This window comes from Hymenobacter sp. DG25A (assembly GCF_001280305.1).
Taxonomy (GTDB): Bacteria; Bacteroidota; Bacteroidia; order Cytophagales; family Hymenobacteraceae; genus Hymenobacter.
This window is the reverse complement of sequence record NZ_CP012623.1, coordinates 3,691,061-3,703,886: the sequence shown is the minus strand read 5'-3', so window position 1 is coordinate 3,703,886 and position 12,826 is coordinate 3,691,061. Positions and strand designations below refer to the sequence as shown.

Sequence of the window (12,826 nt, the reverse complement as noted above, 5' to 3'; positions counted from 1 at the left end):
ATTCTATCTTTCCTGAATGCAATATTTACCAAACCTTCCGGAATAATCCTATACCTGCATCGGATTAAATCTTTACTACTACCTTCTGCTGCTTACGCTCCACTTTTCAACTGCTGCGCCGTGTAATGGGCCAGCGCCATAATGGTCAGCATGGGGTTCACGCCGCTGCAGGCCGGAAAAGCCGAGGCATCGGCTACGAAGAGGTTTTTCACCTCGCGGGTTTCCCCGTTTGGCCCAATGGGGTGCGTGGCGGCGTTGCCGCCCATACGGCAGGTGCTCATCTGGTGGGCGCTGTATAGCCCAAACTGATTGGCCCGCCACCCCAGATGCGGCAGCCGGTCCAGCACCTCAGGGTTGAGAATCTTCCCATCCTGTGCTTTCACCGTGGGCAGGGTGCCGTGCGGCAGATACACTTCCCGGGCTCCGGCCGCCGCATGAATTTCAGCGGCGGCGCGTATGCCCTGCAGCATATTGGCCCGGTCAAACTCACTGAGGGTATAGTCGATGCATGGGGCACCCTGCTTATCTACGCTCACGCGGCCCCCGTCCCGGTCGCGGGTGAGTACAATAAAGTGGCCCATACGGGCGGCCTGCAGCATCATCTGCTTGTGCTGCTCCCCGGAGAGCCAGGGCAGCACCATGGCCATCAGGCCTGGGTGGGCGGGCGGTGTTTCCAGCTTGGCGCCGAAGTTGGTGCCGTGCAGCATGGTATAGCCATCATTCACCACCGACATCATCGGCCCAAACCAGGGCTCCATCAGGTGCGAATACAACCCGGAAACGGCCACCGTGGGATGCAGGTGCAGGTGCCGCCCCAGATGCGGGTGGCGCAGCCCGCTACGCAACAGCAGCGCCGGCGTTTGAATAGAGCCCCCGGCTACCACCACGCGGCGCGCCCGCACCATAATGTGCACCGGCGGGCCATCGGCGGGTGTATACACGGCTTCGGCGCCGGCGGCCTGGCCCTCGCGTACCAGCACGCGCTCCACCTGCGTATCGCAGAGGAAGCGGGCGCCGTCGTTGAAGGCTTGCTGCAGGTAGGTATTCAGGGTGCCCTGCTTGATGGCGTGCCGGTCGCCGAGGGGACTAAAGCCCAGACTGCGGAAATGTTCCTCTGAATCAGTAAGGCCTTTTTCGTTGCGGGGAATCAGCTTCACTTCCTGCCCCAGCCGGGTAGAGCCGTCCCAAAGCGCCTGGTTCTGGCCGTTGTGGCGGGTGTATTCTATGTTCACGCTGAGCGCCCGGCTCACGGCATCCAGGCTTTTCTTGAATTCCAGGGAAGTGAAGTGCGGCACCTCGTGCTCGCGAGCCCATTCCTGCAGAATATAATCGGGGGTGCGGAAGGCGCCGGCCCAGTTTATGGTGGTGCCCCCCCCCAGGCAGCTGCCCGCCAGCAGGGCTATGCCGCCATCCTGCGTAGCCAGCGCGCCTTTGGCATCATAGAGCTTGCCCAGCATATCCACTTCCCGCTGCGTGAAGTCGAAGCCGTGGAAGTACGGGCCTTTTTCCACCACCAGCACATCGTAGCCGGCGGCGGCCAGCTCCCCGGCCACTACGCCGCCCCCGGCGCCGCTGCCAATAATCAACACGTCGCAATCCAGGGTGGTATCGGTGGTGGGCCGCAGCGTGCGGATGGGCCTGGGGGTGTCTACCGGCGCATCATCGGGCTGCGGACCGGGGTAGCCAATGGCGGCCCACACGGGGTTGGGGCCGGTAGCGGGCGCATCGCCATAAAACAGAAAGGAAAACAGCTTGCGCAGGGCCTGAAAGCCTTTGCGTAACTGCGGCACGTTGCTCTGGGCCCAGCTTTGCAGCATTTTCTCCCGCTGCGCCGGCGGCAGATGGGTGAAAGGGCGCAGCGGCCCAAACCACGTCAGGCCCAGCGCGGGGGTATCGAGCAGGGTAAGCAGCTGGCGGAATTCCTGCTGAGCCGCCGTGGGCTGCCCGGACAAAACCTCGGCCACCTTATCCAGATCTACACCCTCGGAGCCGGCGCGCAGCCAATACTCCGTTTGCTCCGCATGACCGGCTACTGCCGGAATAAAGGTATCGGCCAAGGCGCGCAGCACGGCGCGTTGTGCATCAGAGAAGATCATACCCCAGAAAAGCGAGTTGCAGCCTGGCGCAACAAAATGGCTGCGCCCCGGAAAATATCGGGCTTTTCCGCGTAAAGTAGTCGGCTTGCAGCGTTTTTCTTTCAACGAACTAGTAGCGCGAAGCTCCGGCTTCGCGGACGAGTTCAGCGAGTTCTAACGTATGCAGACGCCGGCTGCTCGCTCTGCTCGTGCGCGAAGCCGGAGCTTTGCGCTACTCTGCGCGCTACCAGCTATTAGAAATACTTGATCAGCAACTCAATCAGGCCGCGCACTTTGGGCGTGTAGGGCGGGTACATCAACTTGATGCCGGTACGCCCCAGGCGCTGTTTCAGCACGCCTTTTTCATTGGAAAACGCCAGAAAGCCGAAGTGGCCGTGCGCTTTGCCAATGCCGCTGTTGCCGGCGCCGCCAAACGGCAGCTCGGCGTGGGCCAGGTGCAGAATGGTTTCGTTGATGGCCGCGCCCCCGGCCGTGACGTTTTCAATGAGGTACTGCTGGTTTTCGCGGCTGCGGCTGAAAATGTACTGGGCCAGCGGCTTGGGGCGGGAATTGATAAAATCGACGGCGCTTGCCAGGGAAGTATAAGGCACCACCGGCAGCAGCGGCCCAAAGATTTCTTCCTGCATGATGCGGCTTTCCGGCGCTACGTGCGTGAGCACCGTGGGCTCAATGAAACACTGATCTGAATCGATGCTGCCGCCCAGGGCAATGGTGGCGCCGGCTACCTGCGCCTCTTCCAGCAGGCCGGCCAGCCGGGCAAAATGATGGCCGTTTACAATGCGCGCATATGAGGCCGATTCCTTTACCCCTGCCTCGGTGGGGTTATAATACTTTTGGATGGCGGTGCGCATCTCCGCTAACAGCGGCTCCTGCACTTTTTCGTGCACCAGCACATAGTCGGGGGCCACGCAGGTCTGGCCGGCGTTTACGCATTTGCCCCAGATCAACTTTTCGGCAGCATCGCGCAGGTCGGCGGTTTCATCCACCACCACCGGCGACTTGCCGCCCAACTCCAGGGTAATGCTGGTGAGGTGCTCGGCGGCGGCGCGCATCACCACTTTACCTACCTGCGGACTGCCGGTAAAGAAAATATGATCAAACGGCAGCTTAAGCAGGGCGGTGGCTACGTCTTTGTCGCCTTCCACCAGGGCTACTTCCCGGGGCTCAAACACTTCTTCCACCATGCGGCGCAGCAGGGCCGCTACGTGGGGCGTAAGCTCGGAGGGCTTAATGATGCAGCAGTTGCCGGCAGCCAGCGCCGAAATCAGCGGGTCTACGGCCAGGTAGAACGGGTAATTCCAGGGCGAGATAATCAGGCAAACTCCGCGGGGCTCAAACTGTACCCAGGATGTGGTGCCCAGCAAGGACAGCGGCGTTTTTACTTTACGCGGCCGCATCCATTGCTTTAAATGGGCCAGCGTATGCTTGATTTCTCCCAGACTGGGCCAGATTTCGGTGAGGTCGGTTTCGGCGGCGGGCTTGCGGAAATCAGCGAAATGCGCTTCCTGAATAGCCAGGCGGTTGGCGGTAATCCAGTCAGACAGCCGGCGCAGGCGCTGGCCCCGCTCGGCGGCGGTGGCGCGTCGCAGCACCGGCTGGTGCTGGCGCTGCTGCTCAAACAAAGCACGCAAAGTATCTACCCGGGGAGCAGCCGGGAGCGGAGAGGTTGCGTTGAAAGCCATGCAGACTGTGAAAAAGAAGTAGGAGGTGGTTTCTAAGGTAAGCGAAAAGTGGCCCGGAAAGTTGCCCGGCTACCGGGCACAGCAAGTAGGCTTCCCGCTGAAGCCAGAATAAAAACATGTCTCCGCCCTTTTTTGCACTGTTTAATAGGACTGGACAGGGAATATTAAGTAATTTTCGGGCCCATCCTACCAGCCGAAGCCCGCAGCCTGCTGTCCGCCTTGGTAACGCCCATGCCTACCTCCACTATCCTTGCCCACGAAGCTGTAGCCAGATTACAGGAAATGCTGTCGGTGCTCAATGCCCACCTGCGCTCCTTTTCGGAGGAAGAAATGGAGCGGCCGCTGGCCCCCGGCAAATGGTCGCGCAAGGAAATCCTGGGCCATATGATTGACTCCGCGTGCAATAACCACCGCCGGTTTGTGCTCTGCCAGACGGAGCCGGCCGCCTATCAGATGGTGCCTTATAATCAAGAAGCATGGGTGCAATGCGGCGCTTACCGTACCGCACCGGCTGCCGAGCTGCTGCCACTCTGGACGCTGTATAACCAGCAGCTCATGCGCATCATCCGCCGCATTCCCCAGGAGCAGCTGCAGCACCGCGTCGATTTTGAAAATGGCTATTCCGTAACGCTGGGCTGGCTGATAGAAGACTACAGCGTACACCTGGAGCACCACGTGCGCCAGATTACGGAGGGGTAGGCACAAAAAAAGAACGGAGCTCCCCAGCTCCGTTCTTAGATTCCCACCCAACTTGTCTCCCACACTATAGAAAAGGTTACGGCCCCACCCATGGTACCGCACCCCACTATGTATGCACTATTGCCGCGCTACCGGCTGCCGCTCCTGTAGCCAGGTGAAGGCGCTGTACTGACCCGGGGTCAGAATGTGCGCCATGGCAGTTTCGTAGCGCTGCACAATCCGCAGCTCGCTTTGTTGACGCAGTTGGTTGCCCGTATCCGTGGTGTTGGGGACCACAGCTACCGGCGCCTGCGCCAGCGAGTCAAGCTGACGGAACTCTTCATACACGCACCGCCGAACGGCTACCTGCTGCCGGGCACTGAGCTGGAGGGCGTACGCCAGGTATTTAGTAACCTGGGCAGCCCGCAACCGAAGTGAGACAGGCTGCGCCGGGGAAATCCCCACCGCCAACTGCCCTACTCCAGCTTCCGCAGCGCCGGTAAGCATCAAACCAACCAGCAACAAGAGCAACGAGCGGTTCAGAAGAGCTTTCATACGGCACGGATGAAAAGTATACTCAAAGGTCCTATTTGGTGGTGCGGAACACCACTACCTTATTCACCACTTTTGGTGCTCTGTTGACATGTTTCTTTATCTTAGAGGCTTATATCAGCCACTTTAGCACTAAATCCTGTGAAACTGCAATTTGAAAACATTCAATCCTCGGCCGACAGCTCCTTCACGCTGCTTCATTACACCGAGGTGCAGAATGGCGGTTTACTCTGGCACCACCACCCGGAATACGAGCTGGTATACATCCCGAAGGGCAACGGGCGGCGGCACATCGGCCAGCATATTTCGCGCTTTGAGCAGGGCGAGCTGGTGCTGATTGGCCCCAACCTGCCACACCTCACCTTCAGCTATGGGCAGGAAGGGGCTTTTGAGGAAATAGTAGTGCAGATGCGGGCCGATTTTCTGGGGGAAGGCTTCTGGCAGCGACCCGAAATGGCCGCCGTGCGCGAGCTGCTGGCCCGCTCGCACCAGGGCCTCTCCTTCGGGGGCGCTACCCGCACCAAAGTGGGCGCCATGCTGCGGCAGCTGCTGGAGGAGCCGCCTTTCATGCGCCTGCTCACGCTGCTGCAGCTCCTGCAGCAGCTGGCCCACTCCCCCGACTATACCGTGCTGGATGCCGACCACGATGGGCAGGCCCTGCACGGCAAGGAGCAGCAGCGCCTGAGCCGGGTGTATCAATACCTGGAGCAGCATTACCGCCGCCCCTCCCTGGATGTGCGCGAAGTGGCTGATGTAGCTTTTTTATCGGTGCCCGCTTTCTGCCGGTATTTCAAGAAGATGACGCGCCATACCCTCACGGATTTTCTGCAGGAATGCCGCGTCAACCATGCCTGCCGGCTGCTGCTGGATGAGGTACCCGTGACGGAAGTGTGCTACGCCAGTGGCTTTAACAACGTGTCGCACTTCAACAAAACATTCCGCAAGCATACCGGCTACAGCCCCAGCGAGTACCGACGCCAGCACGCGGCGTAGGGGCGGAACGGGCAGCCCGGCCGCTGTGTTGAACAGCTGCCCGCCGCCTGCCGGCATTATGGCCGCCTCCCTATGCTATCCTTTTTCCTGCTGTTCTACCACCTTTTGCTGACGGCGCTGCCCTAGGCCGCCCCAGCGCCGGCCCTGGTGCTGCAGCCCCAACCCGTGCCTTTCATGCCCCGGGAATTTTATCTGGCAGAAGTAGCCGATGCCCGGCCAAAAGGCACTCCTTTAGCGCTCCTGCTTTCCACCGCCGGGGCAGCCGCCAAACCGGCCGCGCAGGAGCTGCAGGGCGGCACGCTGCCCGCCCTGCAGGATTTTGTGCGCCACAGTGTGCCCCGCAACCCGGCCCTGCGGCCGGTTACCATGCGGGTACAGGCGCTGCAGGTGCGCGAAACCCCGGGGCCCGGCGGCACTATTGATGGCAAAATAACCGTCACACTGGCCTTCGACTGGTCCCGGGCCGGCGAGCGGGTGCCGCTGGTGGAGTACCGGGGTGGGGCGCAATACCGCCGCCTGCCCACCCAACGCACGGTGGTAGCGCCGGCCCTGCGTCAGGCCCTGGTTTCGGGGCTGGTTTATCTGAATACCTGGATAACTCAGCAGGCGCCCCGAAACCCGGATCTGGCCACGGCAATTGAGGTACGGTTTCGGGATGAGGTGCGGCAGACGGAGGCGGACACGCTGTTTTATGACCCCGGCAAGCCCTTAACCTGGGCAGACTTTACCGGCCCGCAACGGGGAAAAGGGTTTGCCGCAGCCGTATTTCCCAGCTTCGCCTACCAGGGCCGGCCTTTCATGGAGCAGGGGAAGCTGCGGCTGGATATGACCCTGAAAGTATTTGTGGTACGCTCTTCGTCCTGGACCAGCACCCAACTGCCGGAGCCCCTCCGTCACGAGCAAGGGCATTTTGACCTGGTAAAGCTGGTGGCCGAACGATTCCGGCGCAAGGTGCACCCCGATAGCCTCACCTTCGCCGATTATAACAGCATCATTCAGCTTCAATACCTGCGCTCCTACTGGGAGATGAACCGCGTGCAGGAGCAGTATGATGCCGAAACCCGCCAAGGCCAGGATGAAGCCGCCCAGCAGCGCTGGAACCAGCATATTGACACGGAGCTACGGGCGTTTAAAGTCAAAAGCTGAGATATAGACAGCCTGCTTTCAGGCCATAAAAAAAGCCCGCTCCTGTATGGAGCGGGCTTTTTTTATTATGCAGGCAATGGGAGAGTTAGTCTTTTACTTTACGCTCGCCATCATCCGCGTCGCGCTTTACTTTCACGCCGTTGGAGTACTCCACTTTCCGGTCACCGTCTTTGTCGATTTTAACGGTGGTGCCGTTGGTGTATTTGATTTTGGTTTCGCCATTGGCTTTCTGCTCATACTTCTCAATGGCCGGACCCCGACGACGAGCAGCGGGCGCGGCGTTGCGCTCCGTGTTGGTGGTAGTAGTGGTTACGCTGTAAGGCGTGCCGGAGTAGTAGGAAGAGCGGTTGGTTTCGTAAGTACGGTACTGCGTGGGGTTGGTCACGATAGTGCGTACTTCGCTGTCCGTTTCATCATTTACCAGACGCTGCGCAGCGTAGCGGCCCGTGGTATCGGTGGAATAGCGCGAGTTTATCTCATTCAGCCGGCGGCCGCGGGTGTAGTAGGTTTTCTCGATGCGGGTTACCACTACGGTATCCGTCACGTTGAGGTCCTTGGCAATGCGGTCGGCCAGGCTGGAGGCTTCGGTACGATAAGCTGCCGTGTCGTTGTCCATATTATTATCACCCACTACCACGGCCGTATCGGCGGAGGGAGAAGTGGCGGCCTCGGTGGCTGCTTGTTTGTCCTGGTTGCAGGAGGCAGCGGTAAACGCAACGGCCGCCGACAGGAAAAGAAGTGACTTGTTCATGAAGAGTTAGATCAGGGGGAGAGATATAGCCGGTTGGCTATACTGGGGCCTGATACGGTGGCCTTCCGGCTGGGGTTGCAGCCACGGGCGGCAGCAACTACGTGGTTACCCGGAAAAAATCAGGGAAAACGCCCCGCCGCCAAAACATAAGGCAGGTTTTGGCAGCGAGGCGTTTTTGGGCAGTGATTGACAGCTGCGCCCCAACTCGGCAGGCCAGAAGGGCATACTCCAGATAACCCTCCCTGCCGACTAAAATAGTTTCCAGGGCTGGCCAACAAGCTTGGCGAAGCTCAACTATTGCGGTACCTTATTGGCTCAACTCTCTTCAACACCACCACACCTGATTTATGAGCAACACCGACGCAGTAACTTTAATGATTACGCACGAAGTAGGGGATTACAACCAGTGGCTGGAAGTTTTCCAGGCCCACGAGCCCGCCCGCAGCAAGGCCGGCATTCGGATTAAGAACATCTACCAGGCCGTGGACAACCCTAACCGGATTACGGTGCAGTCGGAAGCGCCTAGCGCCGAGGTGGCTGCGGCCTTTATGAGCAACCCTGAGAACAAGGCCGCTATGGCCAACGCCGGGCTGCTGAGAGCACCCAGTGTGCAGATTCTGCGCCAAGTATAGCCTGGTTTGCTTAAGAAAGTGCCCGCTGCTCCATGGAGCGGCGGGCATTTTTTGGGTTGGCCTATTTCCGTTCCTGCAGCACAATATCCCCGCTGTCAATAGCGCCTTCGGCTACCGGGCGGCTCTGGCTGCCGCGCACCAGCCGGAACCTGCGGAAGTAGGCGGGCAGGCCTTCCACGTTCAGGTCTTTGCCGGTGCGCAGCTCATAGTGCAGGTGCGGGAAATAGGAGCTGCCTGAGGAGCCCACGTGGGCCAGCAACTGGTCGGCGCGCACCTGGTCGCCTGGTTTCACTTGCAGGCTGTTCTGGCGCAGGTGGCCCAGCAAACTGAACTCGCCGTTGCCGTGGTCGATGACGAGGTAGTTGCCATAGAGCAGCAGCGGGTCTTTCCCCACCATCTCCCGGGGGTTGAAGAAGTCTTGGCCGTTGTCGTTGTCGGGTTGCTGGGCGTAGGCAGCTACCACGCGGCCGGCGGCGGGGGCGTGCACCGGCTGATCGAAGCCGAAGTAGTCGGTGTTCTTTTTGCCGGTGCCGGTGTTCTTGTCGCCCTGTTCATTCACCACCACAAAATCGTGGGCGTAGCGCATGAAGTTGCTGCGGATGCCGAACTGCTGGGCCACGGGGTGCTGGAAATCGAGGCGGCGGTGGTGGGCGTTTTCGTCGTGCCCGTCCCAGATGAGCAGGCGGCCGGAAAGCGGAATTTTCAGGGCGGTTTTGGGCTGGTAGCGCTCCGGCTTCACTTCCACTGTCTGCGTAACTTCGGCCTGGTTAGCCTTCTGAAACTCGAAGGTGTAGCGCAGGCGGGCTACATCAATATCAGGAGCAAATGTGTGAAAGGGGTTGAACACCAGCGCCGTTTTCCCGGGCGCAAATACCCGGTGCGATAAGCTGGTGACGCTGGGGCTAAAGCCGTTGTTATCCACAAATTTGCGCACCACCAGCGCGCCACTTTTATCATAAACCGATACTTCCACTTTCTGCAGCCAGAGCGAATCGGGGCCGGCCTGCACGGCAAAATCGAAGGTGAGGTGAGAGCCGCTCCGCTCTTCCAGCAGCACACGGGTGGGCGCCACCCGGATGGCTACGGCAGCCTCATCAGGAAGCGGCGGAGAAACAACCGGGCCCAGCGCCAGGTAAGCAGTCAGTAGAAATGAAGCGAGCATGAGCGGACAGGTGAAGAGGTGTTTCAGGCAGATGCGAACAACGGGAAAAGCGTTGCCTGCTGCGGTGGGTGGCGGCTTCCCCAGGCCCGGCCAGCCATTCCCGGGCGGCCGGTGGTATCTTTGTCTCCGATTCAGATTCAATGCCTTTGCCTTCATGGAGGAACCCAGCACGCACCAGCACTTTTTAGTACACAAGCCCTTTGGCTACCTCAGCCAGTTTCGCAGCCAGGCTTCCAAGGAGCAGAAAAAGAACTTTCTGGGCTCCCTGTACGATTTTCCCGAGGGCACCATGCCCATTGGCCGCCTGGATGAAGCCAGCGAAGGCCTCATTCTGCTGACCACCGATGGCAAAGTAAGTGAGCGAATCCGGCGCAAAGACGTGGAAAAAGAGTACTACGCCCAGGTAGATGGCCTGATAACCAACGAAGCCGTAACGCAGCTGCAACAGGGCGTAGAAATCGGGGTGGATGGCGAAAAGTATCTCACACTGCCCTGCGCCGCCTTCCGGCTGGAAACGGCCCCGGATCTGCCGGCGCGCACCCGCAAAATTCGCGACGACCGCCACGGCCCTACCAGCTGGGTAAGCATTACGGTGACGGAAGGCAAAAACCGCCAGGTGCGCAAAATGACGGCCGCCGTGGGTTTTCCTACCCTGCGCCTGGTGCGCGTACGCATTGGCGCGCTGCTGCTGGGCAGCCTGCAGCCGGGCCAGGTGCAGGAAGTAGCCGGGCTTTTAACCCCCGAAATGCAGAACTCCGAATATTAGCCTGCGAGACTAGCTATAAAATGCGGATATTTGTACCAGCAAGCCCCCGGTAAGGCGGCCTTGCGCTATCCTTCCCCTATTTCCCCTTCATGGACGTAAAAGACAGCAACGGTAATCTACTTAAAGACGGCGACTCAGTGACGCTCATCAAAGACCTGAAAGTTCGGGGCTCGTCGCAAACGCTCAAGCGTGGCACGGTGGTGAAAAGCATTCGGCTCACTGATGACCCCGAGGAAGTAGAAGGCAAGGCTGGCGGCTCCATGATGGTATTGAAGGCTGCTTTCATCCGAAAAGCCTAGCGCGCCTCCGGGCGGCGCAAGAACCTTCGCTACGGCGCACGGTTGCTTTTTGGCAACGCGGTGCATTTCCGGCAGTCGGTTGTTTGCCCGCTGTCTTCTCCTGTTACGTTCCCGGTGGAAGGGCTGCCAGTGTGCTGGCCATGGCGCCTGGGCTTTCGGCAAAAAAGGCGGCAGTTTTCTGCGCCTTCCCTGCTACTTTAACCTTTTTTTGATACGCTGAACTTTCAGTTTTACGTATCTGTTTTTAGTAATCAACAATTCTGTGTTAGTTATGTGCAAATTTACTGCACAGCACAGGGACTTCACTATATTTCATAACACACATGGGCAGGTCACAAGCAACTTTCGGCAAGAAGGAAAACGAGAAAAAACGCCAGAAAAAGAAACTGGATAAGGCTGAGCGCAAAGAAGAGCGCCAGGCCAATGCCGCTAATGGCAAAAATCTGGACGAGATGATGGCGTATGTTGACGAAAACGGCAACATCTCCGCTACTCCTCCGGACCCAACGCGCAAGAAGAAGGAAATCAAGACGGAGGACATCCAGCTGGGTGCCCGCAAGCAGGAAGAGGTAGACCCCGCCGACGCCATCCGCAAAGGCGTGGTTTCGTTCTTCAACGACTCCAAAGGCTACGGCTTCATTAAGGATCAGAAGTCCCAGGAGAGCATTTTTGTGCACGCCAACGGACTGGTGAACCAGATTAAGGAAGGCGACAAAGTAAGCTTTGAGGTGGAGATGGGCCAGAAAGGCCTCAACGCCGTTCGCGTGAAACTCGAAAGCTAGCCTATGGTCTAGCCATACACTCTCGCATCTGCCGGATTGCCGCTTTCGAGCGGCAGCCTGCACGGTGCCTCTTTGCCACATTATAAAGTACCCTGCCCCAAACAGCTTGCAAGCAGAGGCGGACGCTCCCGGAGTGTCCGCCTCTTCCTGTTTATACTATTTGCCTAGGATGCTGCAGATAGGGGTAGCTGCCTGGTTATTTTAAAACACCCGTCTGGGTTAGAGCGTAGGGAATGGCTCGGCTATTTCTCACTTTAATTTATTGGACCTATGCTTTCTAACCATGCTACCCGGGCAAGCACTCCTGCCCTGCAAGCCGTAGTGCCCGGCGTTACGGGCTGGCGCAATGTCTTTGTGAACTTGTATTATGTGTGGCTCCAGGAGCAGGAGGCAACCGGCGCGCCCTGGGTGCTGGTAGATGCCGGCCTGCCCGCCTCCGCCGATAAAATCCGGCAGCACGCCGCGGAACTGTTCGGCCCCGACTCGCCCCCGCAGGCCATTGTGCTTACCCACGGCCACTTCGACCATGTGAGTGCGCTGCCCTCCTTGCTGGAGGCCTGGCCCGAGGTAACGGTGTATGCCCACCCGCTGGAGCTGCCTTACCTCACCGGCCGCTCTTCCTACCCCAGCCCCGACCCCACCGTGGGCGGCGGCATGTCGGCTATGTCTTTCCTCTACCCCAAAAAGCCCCTGAACCTGGGCAACCGGGTGCAGGCGCTGCCTGAGGATGGCACGGTGCCCCACCTGCCGGGCTGGCGCTGGGTGCATACGCCCGGCCATACGCCCGGCCACGTTTCCTTTTTCCGCGAAGCCGACCGCACCCTGCTGGCCGGCGACGCCTTCGTGACGGTAGAAGGAGAATCGGTGCTGGCTACCTGGAGCCAGAAGCAGGAAGTGCACGGCCCACCCGCCTATTTCACCCCTGACTGGGAACAGGCCCGCACCTCGGTAGAGGCGCTGGCCCGCCTGAACCCCGAAGTAGCCGCTACCGGCCACGGCATTCCCATGTTTGGCGAAGAGCTGCGCCAGCAGCTGCAGGATTTGGCCGAGCATTTCCGTGAGAAGGCAGTGCCTGCCCACGGCCGCTATGTAGACCATCCCGCCACCGCCGATGAAACCGGCGTGCGCTCGGTACCGCCGCCGGTGGTTAGCCCGTGGGTAACCACGGCGCTGATAGCCGGAGCGGTGGGGGCTGCCGCGCTGCTGGTGCGTAACAAGCAGAACGGCCGGCCTAAACCGCGCGTCAGAACCACGTATCCGCCAAAGGCATAACATCTGTAAAAGCAG

General features: G+C 59.6%; 13 protein-coding genes. 8 read left to right on the top strand and 5 right to left on the bottom strand.

Annotation, left to right across the window (positions count from 1 at the left end; all coding sequences use genetic code 11):
* Positions 1-92 precede the first annotated feature (92 nt).
* Complete coding sequence (locus tag AM218_RS15885; RefSeq protein ID WP_054415041.1) at positions 93-2,096, bottom strand: FAD-dependent oxidoreductase; 2,004 nt, start codon at positions 2,094-2,096, stop codon at positions 93-95.
* A 233-nt stretch (positions 2,097-2,329) separates the two neighbouring features.
* Complete coding sequence (locus AM218_RS15880) at positions 2,330-3,778, bottom strand: aldehyde dehydrogenase family protein (RefSeq protein ID WP_054415039.1); 1,449 nt, start codon at positions 3,776-3,778, stop codon at positions 2,330-2,332.
* 231 nt (positions 3,779-4,009) lie between these two features.
* Here AM218_RS15880 and AM218_RS15875 point away from each other — a divergent pair, with 231 nt between their 5' ends.
* Positions 4,010-4,477, top strand: a complete 468-nt coding sequence (locus AM218_RS15875) for a DinB family protein (RefSeq protein ID WP_157547695.1) — start codon at positions 4,010-4,012, stop codon at positions 4,475-4,477.
* A 117-nt stretch (positions 4,478-4,594) separates the two neighbouring features.
* Here the strand turns inward: AM218_RS15875 and AM218_RS15870 are convergent, their stop codons facing one another.
* Positions 4,595-5,011, bottom strand: a complete 417-nt coding sequence (locus AM218_RS15870; RefSeq protein ID WP_157547694.1) for a hypothetical protein — start codon at positions 5,009-5,011, stop codon at positions 4,595-4,597.
* A 138-nt stretch (positions 5,012-5,149) separates the two neighbouring features.
* Here AM218_RS15870 and AM218_RS15865 point away from each other — a divergent pair, with 138 nt between their 5' ends.
* A complete protein-coding gene (locus AM218_RS15865; RefSeq protein ID WP_054415032.1) occupies positions 5,150-6,001 on the top strand; it encodes an AraC family transcriptional regulator in 852 nt (283 codons plus the stop codon).
* Between the two features lie 174 nt (positions 6,002-6,175).
* The gene (locus tag AM218_RS15860; protein ID WP_054415030.1) at positions 6,176-7,147 is read left to right on the top strand and encodes a hypothetical protein; all 972 of its coding nucleotides are present in this window, start codon (positions 6,176-6,178) and stop codon (positions 7,145-7,147) included.
* A gap of 85 nt (positions 7,148-7,232) precedes the next feature.
* Here AM218_RS15860 and AM218_RS15855 read toward each other — a convergent pair whose 3' ends face one another.
* Positions 7,233-7,898 carry a T-complex 10 C-terminal domain-containing protein gene (locus tag AM218_RS15855; RefSeq protein WP_054415028.1) on the bottom strand — a complete coding sequence of 222 codons (666 nt, stop codon included), beginning with the start codon at positions 7,896-7,898 and terminating at the stop codon, positions 7,233-7,235.
* A gap of 347 nt (positions 7,899-8,245) precedes the next feature.
* On the opposite strand from AM218_RS15855, the gene AM218_RS15850 reads away from it, so the two are divergent.
* Positions 8,246-8,530 (top strand): hypothetical protein, encoded by a 285-nt coding sequence (locus AM218_RS15850; RefSeq protein WP_054415026.1) that lies wholly within the window; start codon positions 8,246-8,248, stop codon positions 8,528-8,530.
* A gap of 61 nt (positions 8,531-8,591) precedes the next feature.
* Here AM218_RS15850 and AM218_RS15845 read toward each other — a convergent pair whose 3' ends face one another.
* Positions 8,592-9,692, bottom strand: coding sequence for a M23 family metallopeptidase (locus AM218_RS15845; protein ID WP_054415023.1), 1,101 nt, complete (start codon positions 9,690-9,692; stop codon positions 8,592-8,594).
* A gap of 154 nt (positions 9,693-9,846) precedes the next feature.
* On the opposite strand from AM218_RS15845, the gene AM218_RS15840 reads away from it, so the two are divergent.
* From AM218_RS15840 to AM218_RS15825, 4 genes are all read left to right on the top strand, one after another.
* Positions 9,847-10,458, top strand: coding sequence for a pseudouridine synthase (locus AM218_RS15840; RefSeq protein WP_054415022.1), 612 nt, complete (start codon positions 9,847-9,849; stop codon positions 10,456-10,458).
* A gap of 89 nt (positions 10,459-10,547) precedes the next feature.
* Complete coding sequence (locus AM218_RS15835) at positions 10,548-10,757, top strand: alkylphosphonate utilization protein (RefSeq protein WP_054415020.1); 210 nt, start codon at positions 10,548-10,550, stop codon at positions 10,755-10,757.
* A gap of 323 nt (positions 10,758-11,080) precedes the next feature.
* Positions 11,081-11,539 (top strand): cold-shock protein, encoded by a 459-nt coding sequence (locus AM218_RS15830; RefSeq protein ID WP_054415018.1) that lies wholly within the window; start codon positions 11,081-11,083, stop codon positions 11,537-11,539.
* A gap of 270 nt (positions 11,540-11,809) precedes the next feature.
* Entirely contained in the window at positions 11,810-12,811 is a 1,002-nt protein-coding gene (locus AM218_RS15825) for an MBL fold metallo-hydrolase (RefSeq protein ID WP_071843819.1), read from the top strand.
* Positions 12,812-12,826 lie beyond the last annotated feature (15 nt).

Excerpts from the sequence above, each read along its gene's own strand:
- AM218_RS15885 (WP_054415041.1), bottom strand. The coding sequence starts at position 2,096 with ATGATCTTCTCTGATGCACAACGCGCCGTGCTGCGCGCCTTGGCCGAT.
- AM218_RS15880 (WP_054415039.1), bottom strand. The coding sequence starts at position 3,778 with ATGGCTTTCAACGCAACCTCTCCGCTCCCGGCTGCTCCCCGGGTAGAT.
- AM218_RS15875 (WP_157547695.1), top strand. The coding sequence starts at position 4,010 with ATGCCTACCTCCACTATCCTTGCCCACGAAGCTGTAGCCAGATTACAG.
- AM218_RS15870 (WP_157547694.1), bottom strand. The coding sequence starts at position 5,011 with ATGAAAGCTCTTCTGAACCGCTCGTTGCTCTTGTTGCTGGTTGGTTTG.
- AM218_RS15860 (WP_054415030.1), top strand. The coding sequence starts at position 6,176 with ATGCCCCGGGAATTTTATCTGGCAGAAGTAGCCGATGCCCGGCCAAAA.
- AM218_RS15855 (WP_054415028.1), bottom strand. The coding sequence starts at position 7,898 with ATGAACAAGTCACTTCTTTTCCTGTCGGCGGCCGTTGCGTTTACCGCT.
- AM218_RS15850 (WP_054415026.1), top strand. The coding sequence starts at position 8,246 with ATGAGCAACACCGACGCAGTAACTTTAATGATTACGCACGAAGTAGGG.
- AM218_RS15845 (WP_054415023.1), bottom strand. The coding sequence starts at position 9,692 with ATGCTCGCTTCATTTCTACTGACTGCTTACCTGGCGCTGGGCCCGGTT.
- AM218_RS15840 (WP_054415022.1), top strand. The coding sequence starts at position 9,847 with ATGGAGGAACCCAGCACGCACCAGCACTTTTTAGTACACAAGCCCTTT.
- AM218_RS15835 (WP_054415020.1), top strand. The coding sequence starts at position 10,548 with ATGGACGTAAAAGACAGCAACGGTAATCTACTTAAAGACGGCGACTCA.
- AM218_RS15830 (WP_054415018.1), top strand. The coding sequence starts at position 11,081 with ATGGGCAGGTCACAAGCAACTTTCGGCAAGAAGGAAAACGAGAAAAAA.
- AM218_RS15825 (WP_071843819.1), top strand. The coding sequence starts at position 11,810 with ATGCTTTCTAACCATGCTACCCGGGCAAGCACTCCTGCCCTGCAAGCC.